This is a genomic window from Niabella terrae (assembly GCF_054783135.1).
In genome coordinates, this window is record NZ_BAAGRD010000002.1 from 1 (window position 1) to 13,785 (window position 13,785).

At 46.9% G+C, this 13,785-nt stretch carries 15 protein-coding genes and 1 pseudogene; 14 read left to right on the forward strand and 2 right to left on the reverse strand.

Annotated elements, in window-relative coordinates; all coding sequences use genetic code 11:
• The coding region (locus ACYVI9_RS02690) for a transposase domain-containing protein (protein ID WP_460760322.1) at positions 1-290 on the forward strand (290 nt) is incomplete at its 5' end.
• Positions 291-499: 209 nt separating this feature from the next.
• Here the strand turns inward: ACYVI9_RS02690 and ACYVI9_RS02695 are convergent.
• Positions 500-894, reverse strand: a pseudogene (locus tag ACYVI9_RS02695) (transposase); the annotation flags it as partial.
• A gap of 376 nt (positions 895-1,270) precedes the next feature.
• On the opposite strand from ACYVI9_RS02695, the gene ACYVI9_RS02700 reads away from it, so the two are divergent.
• The 13 genes from ACYVI9_RS02700 to ACYVI9_RS02760 all read left to right on the forward strand — a co-directional run bounded on the left by ACYVI9_RS02700 (position 1,271) and on the right by ACYVI9_RS02760 (position 12,848).
• On the forward strand, positions 1,271-1,735 hold the full coding sequence (locus ACYVI9_RS02700) for a hypothetical protein (protein WP_460760324.1): 465 nt from the start codon (positions 1,271-1,273) through the stop codon (positions 1,733-1,735).
• A gap of 140 nt (positions 1,736-1,875) precedes the next feature.
• A complete protein-coding gene (locus ACYVI9_RS02705) occupies positions 1,876-2,181 on the forward strand; it encodes a DUF4134 domain-containing protein (RefSeq protein WP_460760326.1) in 306 nt (101 codons plus the stop codon).
• Between the two features lies 1 nt (position 2,182).
• Complete coding sequence (locus tag ACYVI9_RS02710; protein WP_460760328.1) at positions 2,183-2,530, forward strand: DUF4133 domain-containing protein; 348 nt, start codon at positions 2,183-2,185, stop codon at positions 2,528-2,530.
• A gap of 24 nt (positions 2,531-2,554) precedes the next feature.
• Positions 2,555-5,029 carry a TraG family conjugative transposon ATPase gene (locus ACYVI9_RS02715; protein ID WP_460760330.1) on the forward strand — a complete coding sequence of 825 codons (2,475 nt, stop codon included), beginning with the start codon at positions 2,555-2,557 and terminating at the stop codon, positions 5,027-5,029.
• Positions 5,030-5,516: 487 nt separating this feature from the next.
• Positions 5,517-6,203, forward strand: a complete 687-nt coding sequence (locus ACYVI9_RS02720; protein WP_460760333.1) for a conjugal transfer protein TraI — start codon at positions 5,517-5,519, stop codon at positions 6,201-6,203.
• The gene (locus tag ACYVI9_RS02725) at positions 6,184-6,831 is read left to right on the forward strand and encodes a hypothetical protein (RefSeq protein ID WP_460760335.1); all 648 of its coding nucleotides are present in this window, start codon (positions 6,184-6,186) and stop codon (positions 6,829-6,831) included. Before ACYVI9_RS02720 ends, ACYVI9_RS02725 begins: the two co-directional genes overlap by 20 nt.
• Positions 6,831-7,463: a TerB family tellurite resistance protein gene (locus ACYVI9_RS02730; protein ID WP_460760338.1), complete on the forward strand. Its 633-nt coding sequence runs from the start codon at positions 6,831-6,833 to the stop codon at positions 7,461-7,463. The genes ACYVI9_RS02725 and ACYVI9_RS02730 overlap by 1 nt, the downstream gene beginning before the upstream one ends.
• 3 nt (positions 7,464-7,466) lie before the next feature.
• Positions 7,467-8,678 (forward strand): conjugative transposon protein TraJ, encoded by a 1,212-nt coding sequence (traJ, locus tag ACYVI9_RS02735; protein WP_460760341.1) that lies wholly within the window; start codon positions 7,467-7,469, stop codon positions 8,676-8,678.
• 48 nt (positions 8,679-8,726) lie between these two features.
• The gene (gene traK / locus ACYVI9_RS02740) at positions 8,727-9,341 is read left to right on the forward strand and encodes a conjugative transposon protein TraK (protein ID WP_460760344.1); all 615 of its coding nucleotides are present in this window, start codon (positions 8,727-8,729) and stop codon (positions 9,339-9,341) included.
• Complete coding sequence (locus ACYVI9_RS02745; RefSeq protein ID WP_460760346.1) at positions 9,338-9,715, forward strand: hypothetical protein; 378 nt, start codon at positions 9,338-9,340, stop codon at positions 9,713-9,715. Before traK ends, ACYVI9_RS02745 begins: the two co-directional genes overlap by 4 nt.
• Positions 9,716-9,782: 67 nt before the next feature.
• Complete coding sequence (traM, locus tag ACYVI9_RS02750; RefSeq protein ID WP_460760349.1) at positions 9,783-11,048, forward strand: conjugative transposon protein TraM; 1,266 nt, start codon at positions 9,783-9,785, stop codon at positions 11,046-11,048.
• Positions 11,049-11,167: 119 nt separating this feature from the next.
• Positions 11,168-11,995 (forward strand): conjugative transposon protein TraN, encoded by an 828-nt coding sequence (gene traN, locus ACYVI9_RS02755; RefSeq protein ID WP_460760351.1) that lies wholly within the window; start codon positions 11,168-11,170, stop codon positions 11,993-11,995.
• A gap of 40 nt (positions 11,996-12,035) precedes the next feature.
• On the forward strand, positions 12,036-12,848 hold the full coding sequence (locus ACYVI9_RS02760; protein WP_460760354.1) for a hypothetical protein: 813 nt from the start codon (positions 12,036-12,038) through the stop codon (positions 12,846-12,848).
• A gap of 698 nt (positions 12,849-13,546) precedes the next feature.
• Here the strand turns inward: ACYVI9_RS02760 and ACYVI9_RS02765 are convergent.
• Positions 13,547-13,783: a zinc ribbon domain-containing protein gene (locus ACYVI9_RS02765; RefSeq protein ID WP_460760356.1), complete on the reverse strand. Its 237-nt coding sequence runs from the start codon at positions 13,781-13,783 to the stop codon at positions 13,547-13,549.
• Positions 13,784-13,785: the final 2 nt, after the last annotated feature.

Below are 13,785 nucleotides of genomic sequence, written 5' to 3' on the forward strand. Positions count from 1 at the left end.
GTTGGGATAAGTTATGTGTATATACCACCAACGGAATATTGCAACAAGATAATAACCTCATTGAAAATTCCATTAGGCCAGTGGCTATCGGCAGAAAGAACTACCTGTTCGCCGGATCACATGAACGTGCGCAGGACGCTGCGATGATCTACAGTCTGTTTGCTACTTGCAGACTGCATAATGTCAATCCGGAAAAATGGCTCACTCATTTATTTGAGAATATCAATCAAACCAAAATGACCGAACTGCATAAGCTGTTGCCGCAGAACTACGAGAATCCCGTCAAATAACATTGTAGGGGTTCGCCAACGGCATACGTTCATCCATACGACTTTTCCCGAGTACAATTAACTGATACACTCACAGTAAAAAACAGACATACCCTTTATTATAACAAAACTAAATTGAAGAAATCTATACAATAACAACAAACCCGCAGTGATGCGGCTTTAGTTTGAGACTGTAAAATATTTTGTGTAAACGGATTTATTATCTGCATTTAGATCCGGCATCTGTTTTCAAAGATAGTTAAGAACTGATGGAGTATGAAGCCCCAATTTTGAATAGGCATGCTCCATTTTTTTCGATATTGGTAATAGCCATGTAAACGGCCCTTAGGGCCGCCTGATCGTCCGGGAACTGGACTTTTATCTTTGTGTATTTTCTGATACCCCGGTTCAGGTTTTCGATGGTATTGCTAGTATAAATAATTTTTCGGATTTCCAGTGGAAAGTCAAAATAGCTGGTAAGGCAGTCCCAGTTATGGCGCCAGGACTCAATAGCGTGGCGGTATTTATGGCCCCATTTTTCGGAAAGTTTTTCCAAAGCAGCTTCTGCTGCATCTCGATTTATAGCGCCGTAAACCTCCTTTAGGCAAGCCCTGATTGGCATACGCTTAATTTCACTAACCGAAATTACCTGTAGGTAATACCTGCCACCTGGCTAATGCGGCATTCAGAGATGCTTACCGAATCCTGCCGCAACCTGATAATTCTGCATAGCAGCACCCCAACCAACAGCTCCATGGCCGATTTCTGGTCAGCATCAGCAGCAATCGGCTTTTTCGCAGATGGTATGCATAGCAAAAGGTTGGATGCTGATTCCGGTAGTTATAAAAATTCTATAGAGGTTCCCTGAGGCATTAAACTGAAAACCAATGATTTTTCGGGTTCGATTTTTGGTGCAAAAGAAAATGGACTTGAAACCAGCTAACTGAAGTTGTTCATTTGTTCTGCACGAGAAGCGACATTAAAACTAAAAACGCGAAATCATGGACGGTTTAGTTGGCTGGCAGCAATCATGGATGATGATGGTACTTATTTTGGGCGGGTATTTCCTGGCCACCTTATTTCTTTTTTACCGCAGGAAATTGAAGCTGGCGCTTAATGGGAGATACCGGCTTTTTTCCCGGTTGGCAGATCACGAAGAGGGCGCCCGGTCGGCTGACAGCGAACCGGTATCCATATCCAGGCACGCTAAAGCGAATGTGGATAAAGCCACGAATCTTATCATAGGAATATTACATTTAACTATCGCCAATTTATTATATGTACCACTCCATAAACGGAGTTTGATCCAGTCGCTTGGTCAGGCAATTAAGCATTCAGCCGTGGATAAGGAGGCCATTCTGAGGGAGCCCGTCAATCAGTTTCTGAAAGCTGAAGTGCCGCTAAAACTGCATTTGGATCTAAGTGATGAGGATTTGGCTGCAGTTTGGCGATACCTTAAAGAATAGCCTCTTTCCCTTAAGCATGTCAATATAGGTTTAGAAAGGTCCTACTCAGGAGCGAGGCGGCTGTCTGCTGCTCATCCGTTCTCTTTCATTCTCCGGAGAGGGCGGATGACGGCAGCAGTAAAAATAAAAAATCTGGTTGTATGAAAAATAAAAAACTAATTTTTTCCCTTTTGGGATGGCTGTTTACAGCATTGCAAATCCTAAGGGCGCAGGATGGCTCAGCCGGCATCCAGGAAGCCAATACCATGGTTCGCCAGTATTTTGATGTGGGCATTAACCTGATGTATGCGGTAGGGGCGGTACTGGGACTTATTGGCGCCGTCAGGGTATATCAACGATGGGGATCCGGCGATCAGAACACCAACCAGTATGCGGCAAGCTGGTTTGGCAGCTGTATTTTTTTAGTGATTGTAGCTACGGTGCTGAGAAGCTTTTTTGGGTTATAAGATGGTTAGTGTATACCAGATAAACAAAGGGGTCAACCAGCCGGTGTATTTCAAAGGACTGAAGGGGCAGTATATCTGGTGGCTGGGAGGGGGGCTGGTGGTTTTACTCATGCTTTTTACCGTCCTGTATATTCTGGGTCTTCCTATGTATTGCTGTCTTTTAATCCTATTGATCCTGGGGGTAGCACTTTTTAAGCTGGTCCACCGGTTCAGTAAAAAATACGGAGCGCGTGGTCTGAAGAAACGAATGGATCGACATAAAATGCCCCGGTATATTACCCACCGAAGCCGGCTTTTGTTTGAAGAGGGACTTTGTGCGGCTAAGGAGAAATTGGGCCTGTTTGATTGAACATTTCAACGAAAATAATTTTTCATGAACAGCAAACTGGAAAATATCTTTCCGATTCTGGATATCGAACACGATATGATGCTGAACAGCCGGGGCGATATTTCTATCGTATTTAAAGCGGAACTGCCGGAAATTTTTACACTGTCGGAGACGGACTATGAACATTTGCACCAGGCGCTGGTAAGAGCGATAAAAATGCTGCCGGAGCAAACGATGTTCCATAAGCAGGACCATTTTTATACCGACCATTATGTCCCGGATTGGCAAAGCGGGCAGCAGGGTTTTTTAACCCGTAGCAGTAATTTGTACTTTAATGAACGGCCGTTTTTATCGCATGAATGCTATTTTATCCTGACCCGTATTTCCGGTAAGTTTCGTGGTAGCGGATTTTGGCAGAACGCATTTTTTCAACGCTCCATTGTGCCCCGGCAAACCCTGGAGTTATCGGTTCGATTGGCTTTTGAAGACGCTGTGGGACAGTTTGCCAATATTCTTACGGATGCCGGCCTGGAACTTTCGCGACTCAGGTCGACAGATCTTTACAGCAGCAGGTCCGGATCCGGACTGATCGAACGCTATTACCATCTGCTGCATGATGGCAGCCAGAGGACGGTTTGCGACCTGGAACTAAAAGATCAGCTGAAAATAGGCAGAAAATATGGTCAGCTATATACCCTGTCGGATTTGCCGGATCTGCCTGCCTACTGCGGATCCCGCGTCAATTACGACAAGTACAGTACGGATCGTACAAAATTTTCAATCGGATTTGCAAGCAGTTTGGGACTGTTATTGCCCTGTGACCATATTTACAACCAGTTTATACAGATATGCGACAAGACCGCTTTAATCAAGAAATTGGAGTCCAGGAAATTAAGAATGCAGTCGCTGGCGGCCTATGGCCCGCAGAATGCTTTTGGCCGGGATGCGATTGCAGCGTTTTTGGGTGAGTGCGCCTCCGAGCAGCGCACCCCCGTTCGGGCGCATTTTAATGTTTTTGTCTGGAGTGAAGACCCGGAGGAGTTGAAAGAACTCAATAAAAAGGTGGCCGCAGCGATGGCTCAGATGGACGCGGCCACAAAGATTGAAACCCTGTCAGCGCCCCAGATCTGGTGGGCGGGTATTCCCGGCAATGCCGGAACCCTGCCCGAAAGCGAAACATTTGTCAGCTTTGCCGAGCAGGCCTGTTGCTTCCTGTGCCTGGAAACCAATTACCGGGGTGCTATTGGTAAATACGGTATCAGATTGGGGGACCGCATTACCGGGCGACCGGTGCAGGTAGATCTATCGGATGAACCGATGGAACGGGGGATTTGCACCAATAGAAATAAATTTATTCTGGGCCCCTCCGGCAGCGGCAAGAGCTTTTTCACCAACCATATGCTGCGTTCTTATCATGAACAGGGCTCCCATATCGTACTGGTGGACGTAGGCCACAGCTATAAAGGCCTCTGCAAATTGGTGGGGGGCTATTATTTCACCTATTCAGAAGATGATCCCATCCGGTTCAATCCTTTTTATCTGAAAGAGGGTGAAGCCCTGGACACGGAAAAGAAGGAAAGCATCAAAACCCTGCTATTGGCCTTATGGAAAAAGGACGATGAGAACTACCGGCGGTCGGAATATGTAGCTTTGTCCAACGCCCTGCAGGGGTATTTCGATAAGCTGATGCATACCCGGTCGGAAGCAGGCAGCCATGCGGACATATTTCCCTGCTTTAATACCTTCTATGAATACCTGCAAACGGATTTTATCGCTTCGTTGAAGGCGCAGCATGTCAGTGAGAAGCATTTTGATATCGATAATTTCCTATTTGTGCTCAGGCCTTTTTATTCCGGTGGTGAATACGACTACCTGTTAAATGCCACCGAGCATTTGGATCTGCTGGAACAAAGATTTATTGTTTTTGAATTAGACAATATCAAGGATCACAGCATCCTGTTCCCGGTGGTGACCCTGATTATTATGGAAGTGTTTATTTCCAAGATGCGGAAGCTGAAAGGGGAGCGGAAGATTATTTTGATTGAGGAAGCCTGGAAGGCCCTGATGCGGGAAGGCTTTGCCGAGTATATTAAGTACCTGTTTAAGACGGTTCGGAAATTCTTTGGCGAAGCCATAGTCGTAACCCAGGATATTGAAGATATTATTTCCTCGCCGATCGTAAAACAGGCCATTGTGAACAATAGCGACTGCAAAATATTGCTGGATCAATCCAAGTATCAGAACAAATTCGATCAAATCCAGGACCTGCTGGGATTAACGGATAAGGAAAAGGCCCTGGTATTGTCCGTCAATAAGGCGAATGACCCCCATCGAAAATATAAGGAAGTGTTTATCTCGCTGGGCGGTACCCTTTCAAAAGTGTATCGCACGGAAGTCAGTCCGGAGGAATACCTGGCTTATACGACAGAAGAATCGGAGAAAATTAAAGTCGAAGCTTACGCTTCACGGCATGGCGGAATCGAAGAGGGCATCAGGCGACTGGCGAAAGAAATTCAGTAACGAAAAGCCACAGATAGGAGCCGTTTTTATGCCATGCTGCTTGTTTTGCTACGGGCAGCCTGCAGGGGCGGGGATATTGCAGGAGGATATCTGCGGCCCATAGATTGGGCGTTTGCCCGGGGGGAGATCCGCTTAACCTGCCGGCTTGGAAAGATAATCAATATGCCATCTTTCAAAATGCAAGGTTACAAGGTATCGGTGACGGTAAGTTTATGCTTTTTGAAAAGGCCATAAAAGCTACCCGGTCACCTGCGATCCTCAACAGGATATCGTTCAAGTTCCTGACGACACTGGCATTCCGATAAGGTTTCTAATGATGGGCAATCAGGCAACCCTGATCAGGGGAGTCACGACTTGTCGAAAAGAGGCCACTGCCCATTAGCCTGCTTGACTACCCACTTGCGCAACTGGCGAGCTGGTATCTGTAAAAGGGGATTTAAGGAGCCTTCGGGTTCTGACATTAAAACACTCGCTATAAACTTCTCGCATGAAAAGGTTCAAAAGATATGTTGTTATGGTGCTGGTTTGCCTGGTTTTGACCATCACGCCCACCCGGAAAAGCCATGCGTTGATTTGGGAAGTCGTGCAGGCAGCGCTGGTAAAAGTGATTAAGGCAATGGACCTGGCAGTTCAGCGACTGCAGAATAAAACAATTTGGTTACAGAACGCCCAGAAAGCGGTAGAAAATTCACTGTCGAAATTGAAACTGGAAGAAATCTCAGATTGGGCGAAAAAGCACAAAGAGCAGTACGAAAAATATTATAAAGAACTGGTCCGGGTAAAAGCATCCATTCACCACTATCGGCGGGTAAAATCAATGATTGCGAAACAGGTGCGCCTGGTGGAGGAGTATAAAAGGGCTTTCAGGCTAATAAAGAAGGACCGGCATTTTAGCCCGAAGGAAATTATATATATGGGTAAGGTCTATGCAGGCATCCTGAATGAGAGTGTGCGCAACCTGGATCAACTGCTTTTGACGCTGCACGGGGAAGCCCTGGTCATGACGGATGGCAGTCGCCTGGCACAAATAGCGGTTTATGCAGATAAGATGGACCAGCTGCTGGCAGACCTGCGATTGTTTAACCAGCAGCATATAAAGATCAGCCTGCAGCGCTCCAGCAGCCTGGACCAGATAAATTATGTAAAAGCTTTGTATGGATTACCGCAGGATTAAATATGGACTGGTCCTGATCATCATGACCGCTAGTCATTTGTCCGTGAAGGGGCAGGGACTCAAAGAATGGTTTAGTCAGAAGGCGACGCAAAAAGACTATATGCTGCAACAAATCGCCGGATTGCGCCTATATGCCGGCTACCTGGGCAGGGGATATGCTATCGTCAGTAACGGTCTGGCAACCATTGGCGATTTGAAAGGAAAACACAGGAATTCGGACATTCTTTTTTTTCAACGCCTGGTGGATATTAATCCCCAGATCAGTGGCGCTGCATCGATCCATCAGGTGTTCCGGCTGCAACAGGAAAACCTGCGCCTGCTGCGCGGGTTGGAGCGACAAATCAGGGGGTATAAGAACTGTCCCTTGTATATAGTTCAATATTTCAGGAAACTGCAAAACAGTATGGAGCGGGAAGAAAACGAGCAGGCAGAAGCGCTTATTGCCCTGGTCAGTAAGGGCGTCTATGAGCTGGATGATCGAGCACGGTTAAGACGAATACACAAAATTACCCGGGATATTCAAGAAAGACATAAAAGGACGAAAATCCTGCTATTCCAATGGTCGAAACTGGCCATTCAGATAGACCGGGAAAGAAAAGATCTGATACCATTAAATGATAGGTACTAATGAAAGGAAGATACTTTACAGGGTTGTTATTGCTGTTCTTTCTGAGCTTTTCCTTCAGGGCAGCTGCGCAGGCGGATGAACTGGCCCAGCTGGCCCTGAATATTGAAAAACTGAGCCAGTTCCGGCAGATCCTCTCTAATATGAAGAAGGGCTATCAGCTACTTTCCGGCGGTTATAATACGGTGAAAGATATTGCCAGGGGCCAGTTCAGATTACACCAGGTCTTTTTGGACGGCCTGCTGAAAGTGTCACCTGCTGTAAGAAAGTATTACCGGATCAGGGATATTATTCAGGGCCAGATCCGGATACTAACTGCCTGCAGGGCGGCAAAAAGCTATTTCGGATCCAGTAAGGCTTTTACGGTGGCGGAGTGCGACTACTTTTCCAATGTGTATGAAAAAATGCTGGAATCTTCCGTTGCCAATCTGGAAGACCTGCTGGTCATTCTGAGCGCCGGTAATTTAAGAATGTCGGACGATGAACGACTCGCTGCCATTGATCATATATACAATGATATTTCCAAAAAGCTAAGGTTTTGTGAGGCATTTACTGCCGATGCGATGGTACTGGCGGAACAGAGAAGCAGGGACGCGGGCGATGGAAGGCAACTAAGACAGGTATATAATCGATAAAGGATGGAAAGAATGCTAATGAAAATAGGGTGTATTGCGGTAGCCGCAATACTCTTGCCGGTCAGCAGTTTTGCACAGGCAGGTGGTTGGGCAGCAGATTTACATGGGTTTCATGAAGTGCTGGACCGGCTGTATCAGGAAATGCTTCCCCTGTGCAGTAAACTTATCGGAGTGGGCAGGGGCATTGCCGGCTTTGCGGCGCTCTGGTATATTGCCTCCAGGGTCTGGGGCCATATCGCCCGCAGTGAATCAATAGATTTCTACCCCCTGTTCCGGCCTTTCGTCATTGGCTTTGCCATCGCGGTTTTCCCCTCAGTCATTGCTTTGATTAATGGGGTGATGCAACCTACGGTTAACGGTACAAAAAATATGGTAGCGCAATCCGATCTGGCGATCGAAGCTTTAATCAAACAAAAAGAGGAAGCCGTAAAAAACTCAGATCTGTATCAGGTATATGTAGGACCTACAGGAGAAGGGGATCGCGATCAATGGTATCAGTATACCCATCCCGAGAGTGATGCCGGTGCTGATGAAAGCTGGATGGAATCCATCGGCAATGATATCCGCTTTGCCCTGGCCAAAGCCGGATATAATTTTCGCAACGGTATCAAGGAAGTGATTGCCGAAGTATTGCAGTTATTATTTGCGGCAGCTTCCCTGGCGATTAATACCATGCGCACTTTCAACCTGCTGATACTGGCCATTCTGGGACCGCTGGCCTTCGGACTCGCGGTTTTTGACGGCTTTGGCCAATCGCTCAAACATTGGATCGCCCGGTATATCAATGTTTTTCTCTGGCTTCCCATTGCCAATATATTCGGGGCCGTGATCGGAAAAATCCAGGAGCAAATGCTCCAAATCGATATTTCGCAGATTTCAGAAAACGGCGATAGCTTTTTTAGCCGGACGGATATGGGGTACATGATATTTCTGATTATCGGCATTCTGGGATATTTCTCTGTGCCGTCTATTGCCAACCAGATTATATGGGTGGGTGGCGGCAACGCACTGACGGGTAAAACCACCGGGGCCATGATGGCCACCGGGGCCGCCGTGGGCGGCGTGGCTGGTGCCCTAACCGGCGCTGCAGCAGGTCAGGCGATAAAAGGGGCGGAAAATCTGGCGAAGGCGCCCTATCATGTATATGAAGGATATAAGTCGGGTGGGGGTAAAAAAGGACCGGATTATATGGAAGATAAGCTAAAAGGGAACTGAGGTATTGCGATTTAATAAACAGGTAATCAGCGATAAATAGAAGTACAGATGTTTAGAAAAATGAAAAATATTGATACCGCCTTTCGCCAAACCCGGGTTATGGCACTGTCTGTCGTGACAGCAGTCATCCTGCTGAGTGGCTGGATCGTTTATCGTACGACCAGCGTATTGACGGCCAATAATGGAAAAGTATATGTGCTGGTGAATGGTCAGTTGGTCACCGCTTTAGCAGAGAAGCGCAATATGCCGGTGGAGATAAGGGATCATATCAGAAGATTCCATACCCTGTTTTTTACCCTCTCCCCGGACGACCAGGCGATACGAGGGCAGCTGGTAAAGGCATTGTACCTGGCTGACGGATCGGCAAAAAGAATTTATCAGAATATGACAGAGGCAGGGTATTACAATAATCTAATTTCAGGTAATATCTCTCAATCGATTGAAATTGAAAAGATTGATGTGGACATGAGCAAGGCACCCTACCGGTTTATCTGCAAAGGAACGCAGTTTATTACGCGGCCCAGTTCGCTATTAACCCGGTCCATTACCACCACGGGCTATGTCCGGACCGGGATGATCCAGAGCGATAATAATGCACATGGGTTTTTGATAGAACGCTGGGAGATCAAAGACAATCACGACATTAAAAAGACCCTGCGATGAAGCGAAAGTATAGCACTGCGGCGGATCTGCTGCAATGGGGTAGGGCCCTGCAAAGAGCAGGGGCATGGCTGGAGCGTAAGCAGCGAAGATTTGCCGGGGTGCTGAATAGAAAATGTGCTGATCTGTCATCCAGGAGCCTGGTGACGGGATTGGTCTGTTTTTGTCTGTTTTCCGGATGGGTATTTGGCTATATTATCTGGGATGCCTTCAGCTCATCAAAAGAAATGGAACTGCCGGAAAAAATAGAACTGTCCCGGTACCGGATACAGGGAAGGCAACCGCAAAGCCGGTCGGAAATTGAGCTGTTCAGGATAAGGCCGGACAGCCTGCGAAATGCCCCCAATGCAGATTCCATATTCAGACAGATGGAATGATTCTGGTCAAAATTATTGAATAACATAGATTTAATAGCACATATATATCATTTAAAATAAGGTTGATATGGAAACAAGAATTGAAGTCACGGATCTAAATCGGAGGAAAAAATTATGGTTGATGCTGCCGGTATTGATCCTGCCTTTCCTGATTTTATTGCTATGGGCCCTGGGATTGGTGGGCAGTCCCTCCAAAGCGGCAGCAGATCCTTCATTGGTCTCCGGCATCAACCTGAATTTACCCGCGGCAATTGCATCCGCTGACAGTAACTGGAATAAGCTCAGTTATTATGAGCAGGCGGAGAAGGAAGCGCATCGCTTGGAAATGCAATTAAGAAGCGACAGTTCCTACGATGGCTATGCGGATAGAGCGGATGATCTGGCTGCAACCGATATGTCGGAGGCTGAATATGCGGAACAAAGTTTTCCTACCCACCCAATACCAGGTGCCACAAAAAGCCCTGGAGTCGATAAGAATGAAGCGGCCATCTTCCAAAAACTGAGCCTGCTGGAACGAGCGCTGGAGGAACCATCCCGGGAACCAAAGAATTATTATCCCGTCGAAGCACCGGATCCTATCAGTCCCGCATCCTTAGAAGCCCTGCCGGACCCGGTAAACGCCGGTAGCGTGGATCCGGAGATAGGCAAATTGGACCAGATGCTGGATAAGATTATTAGGATCCAGCATCCGGAAAAGATGCGTCAGGCGCTTGAGAGAAGATCTGCAGCGGCTTCCGGAGCCGCCTTACCAGTGCAAAGGAACCCGGAAAGCGTCAGCCTGACGATGCTTCGGTCTGCAGGGGACACGCTTCGTACGACAGAAAATGGCTTTTTTTCTTTGCGTCAAGAACCGGAAAATAATGTTGAGCAGCGGGAGATCCGGGCGGCGATTCAGGAAACACAGACCCTGGTAAGCGGAGCGACAGTAAAACTGAGGCTGACGGATGACATTTTCATCGATGGCCGGATAATACCCAAAGAAAGCTTTGTATATGGTTTGGCGAAGCTAAGCGGTGAACGGTTACATATCGGGATTAATAGCATTCGAATGGGAGCGCGGCTGTTTCCGGTTGACCTGACAGTCTATGATATGGATGGTATCGAGGGTATACGGGTACCGGGCTCGATATCCAGGCGGGTGGCCGGCCAGTCTGCGGAAAAAGGATTACAGGGCATGGGTCTCACCACGGTCAGCCCCTCTGTGGGCCTCCAGGCGGCGGGTCTGGGTATTGAAGCCGCCAGAAGCTTTCTGGGTAAAAAGCTGAGACTGGTCCGGGTGACGCTAAAAGCCGGCTATCGGGTATTGCTGAAGGATAAAAAACCTAAAGACTAGTTGGTCGGCTCGGCATTCTTTAATTAGAGTATCCGCCCTGGCAAATCGGGACTTAATATAATCAACATATAATCAATATAAAATAAATGAAATCAATTATTTATATAAAAAATATTCATATGAAAAAGAGATTTTTGTATTTCATGGTGGTGGTGCTACTGCTGCCGCAGCGGAGTCGGCTGCAAACGCTTACAAGGACCATTGCCCCCTATGCGTTTGCCATAAGTGAACATTTGACGACCAATCTGATTTTTCCTTATCCGATAAAAAGCATTGACAGGGGTGCCGCAGATTTGCTGGTTCAGAAGGCCGGAGGCGTTGAAAATGTCTTACAGCTGAAGGCGGCCACTCCGGCATTCACCAAGACCAACCTGACGGTGATCACTGCTGACGGTGCTTTTTACTCATTTATGCTCAACTATACATCTGCGCCTTCACATCTAAACTTCCGGTTGGATCAACCCAATAGGACGGATGAACCCCTGGCAGTTTTCGAGCCTTCGGGCACCAACGATATCGTAGGCGCCGCGGCCAGGCGCCTTATCCATAAACGTGGTTTTATCAAATCCTGCCGGCAAATGAAAAACGGTATCGGCATGACGCTAAAGGGTGTATATGCCGCAGAAGGGATGCTGTATTTTCATCTGGAATTGAAAAACAGTACCTGGTTGGATTACCCCATCCGGCAATTGCGCCTGTTTATTAAGGATAATAAAACCGCCAAAAGAACGGCCCTCCAGGAAATTGAGATCGAGCCGGTTTATATACTGGGGGATCGCAATATTATATATAACAGGTCGGCCCAGGGATTGGTGGTGGCTGTCCGCGGATTTACGATACCGGATAAGAAAAAATGCCTGATACAGTTGCAGGAGGCGGGGGGTGGCAGGCACCTGGACCTGGAAATTACCAACCGGCTGATTACGAAAGCCTGGCGGGTGTTTTAGCCGCCATTGCACCTTTCCTGATTAATAAAAATGATTTACTATGACTAGTTATTACAGTACAGGAATCTATTGGGCTACCGGGCTATGGTTACTTATTTGTTGTGGTTGTGCGAAACCGGCAGCAATGCCGGCGGACCGGAAATATTCCAGCGCAGACAGTCTCCCATTCAATGCCCGGAATCCTTATGATAGTTTTGGGCATTGGCACAATTTGATTTTGGACTCCGTCAATAGCTGGCGCCGCACCAATACCGCATCTAGGCATCGGGCGTCCTATCCGCTGATCGAAAAGCTATGCCGGGGTAAGCGAAACAACAGATCTGCGGTTTTTTTTCCAAATACCATTCCCGGTCTGGTGACCGAATCTGCGGTGAGGCTGCATCAGTTTGTAGAACAATTAAATTGGAGCGATTCCGTAAAATGCCGGTTGCATAAGCTATTTGTAATTCTTCGTCAGGCATCTGTGCCGGATCCTGGTTTCCCGAAAATTAAAACCGAAATAGTGGAATTCGAAAAATCAGTGATGGAAAGCGGACTGCCCGAACGAGATAAGGAAGTGCTTTTTAAGGCGGCTACCATTGGACGCCATTCGGCTTACAAATGGCTTTTGCATCCCGGGGCGCTGGATGCATTTTCCCTGCAGCAATTACAGACCCTGCACCAGGGGCAGGGTATTTCAGATGAAAAGCTTAAGCGGTTCGGTGATGCAATAATCCCCAGGCGTCTGTTCGAGAAGGTAGGTAAATGGTTTGCAGTGACGATCTGTGACATGGGTGGCGCCATTGCTGATTTAAGTCTGGAAAGTGCCGTGGCGGCAAGTGATTATATGTCCGAGATATTCCAGATACATTAGCCGATAGCTTAAATGATAAAGTTGGTTGAGGTATGGAACGCCTTCCATTAAATTATTTCAAAGAATTTTTTCAGGCAGCAGCAAGCGACCCAAGACTGGGCCCCCGGCATATTGCGCTCTATGCATCCCTGATTTATTTATGTATCGTTAAAAACGAACCTTCAGTGGTTCAGGTATCAAAAGAACGGTTGGGGAGAATGGCAAAAATAGGTCGGACGACATATTATAAATGTTTGTCTGAACTGGAAACTTTCGGGTATATTAAATATTTTAGGTCCGATAGCCAGGGGCTAAGAAGTCTGGTTGAGTTGAACACAAATATTGTGAATTGCTTGTAGTTTGCTACTGAACGATTTTTAAGTAATTTCCTGATTTTTAATTTCATGGAACAGGCGACCAAGATGAAAAAGCTGCTTTGCGATTTCCAATTCCTTTGTTATAAGGAATGCCGGTAGTGCTCGGTGCAAAGGCGGTCAGCTTATCTCCTGTGATGGATTCATGTGTTGGAATTTTAACCGGTATCAGCGTTTCGTCTGTTCGTATCCATTGACCCGTTATCGGCGTTACCAGCAGGGAAGAATAAGAATGTGCATCTAATAGTATATCCAGTAGAATATGATCTTCTTTTCTTGTTAGTCCTGATTGGTGAACTACCCATTGGCTAAAGACCAATGGGCTTCGCAACCCATACGCACAGCCTAATGACTCACGTTAGCGGTTGCAGGCTTGAACCGAAGCCCGAAGTTCTTTATATTTTTTGCAGCATTACAATCACGGTCGTGATGTGTGCCGCATGATTGACAAGTCCAGGACCTGTCTTTCAAACTTAGTTCTTTGAAAATTGTTCCACAAGAGGAACACAGCTTTGAGGATGGCTCAAATCTGCCAATGTTTTGAATATTTTTACCGTACCAATCGGCTTTGTATTCAAGCATTG

Coding starts and splice junctions, on each gene's coding strand:
- ACYVI9_RS02700 (WP_460760324.1), top strand. CDS start 1,271: ATGGACGGTTTAGTTGGCTGGCAGCAATCATGGATGATGATGGTACTT.
- ACYVI9_RS02705 (WP_460760326.1), top strand. CDS start 1,876: ATGAAAAATAAAAAACTAATTTTTTCCCTTTTGGGATGGCTGTTTACA.
- ACYVI9_RS02710 (WP_460760328.1), top strand. CDS start 2,183: ATGGTTAGTGTATACCAGATAAACAAAGGGGTCAACCAGCCGGTGTAT.
- ACYVI9_RS02715 (WP_460760330.1), top strand. CDS start 2,555: ATGAACAGCAAACTGGAAAATATCTTTCCGATTCTGGATATCGAACAC.
- ACYVI9_RS02720 (WP_460760333.1), top strand. CDS start 5,517: ATGAAAAGGTTCAAAAGATATGTTGTTATGGTGCTGGTTTGCCTGGTT.
- ACYVI9_RS02725 (WP_460760335.1), top strand. CDS start 6,184: ATGGATTACCGCAGGATTAAATATGGACTGGTCCTGATCATCATGACC.
- ACYVI9_RS02730 (WP_460760338.1), top strand. CDS start 6,831: ATGAAAGGAAGATACTTTACAGGGTTGTTATTGCTGTTCTTTCTGAGC.
- traJ (WP_460760341.1), top strand. CDS start 7,467: ATGGAAAGAATGCTAATGAAAATAGGGTGTATTGCGGTAGCCGCAATA.
- traK (WP_460760344.1), top strand. CDS start 8,727: ATGTTTAGAAAAATGAAAAATATTGATACCGCCTTTCGCCAAACCCGG.
- ACYVI9_RS02745 (WP_460760346.1), top strand. CDS start 9,338: ATGAAGCGAAAGTATAGCACTGCGGCGGATCTGCTGCAATGGGGTAGG.
- traM (WP_460760349.1), top strand. CDS start 9,783: ATGGAAACAAGAATTGAAGTCACGGATCTAAATCGGAGGAAAAAATTA.
- traN (WP_460760351.1), top strand. CDS start 11,168: ATGAAAAAGAGATTTTTGTATTTCATGGTGGTGGTGCTACTGCTGCCG.
- ACYVI9_RS02760 (WP_460760354.1), top strand. CDS start 12,036: ATGACTAGTTATTACAGTACAGGAATCTATTGGGCTACCGGGCTATGG.
- ACYVI9_RS02765 (WP_460760356.1), bottom strand. CDS start 13,783: ATGCTTGAATACAAAGCCGATTGGTACGGTAAAAATATTCAAAACATT.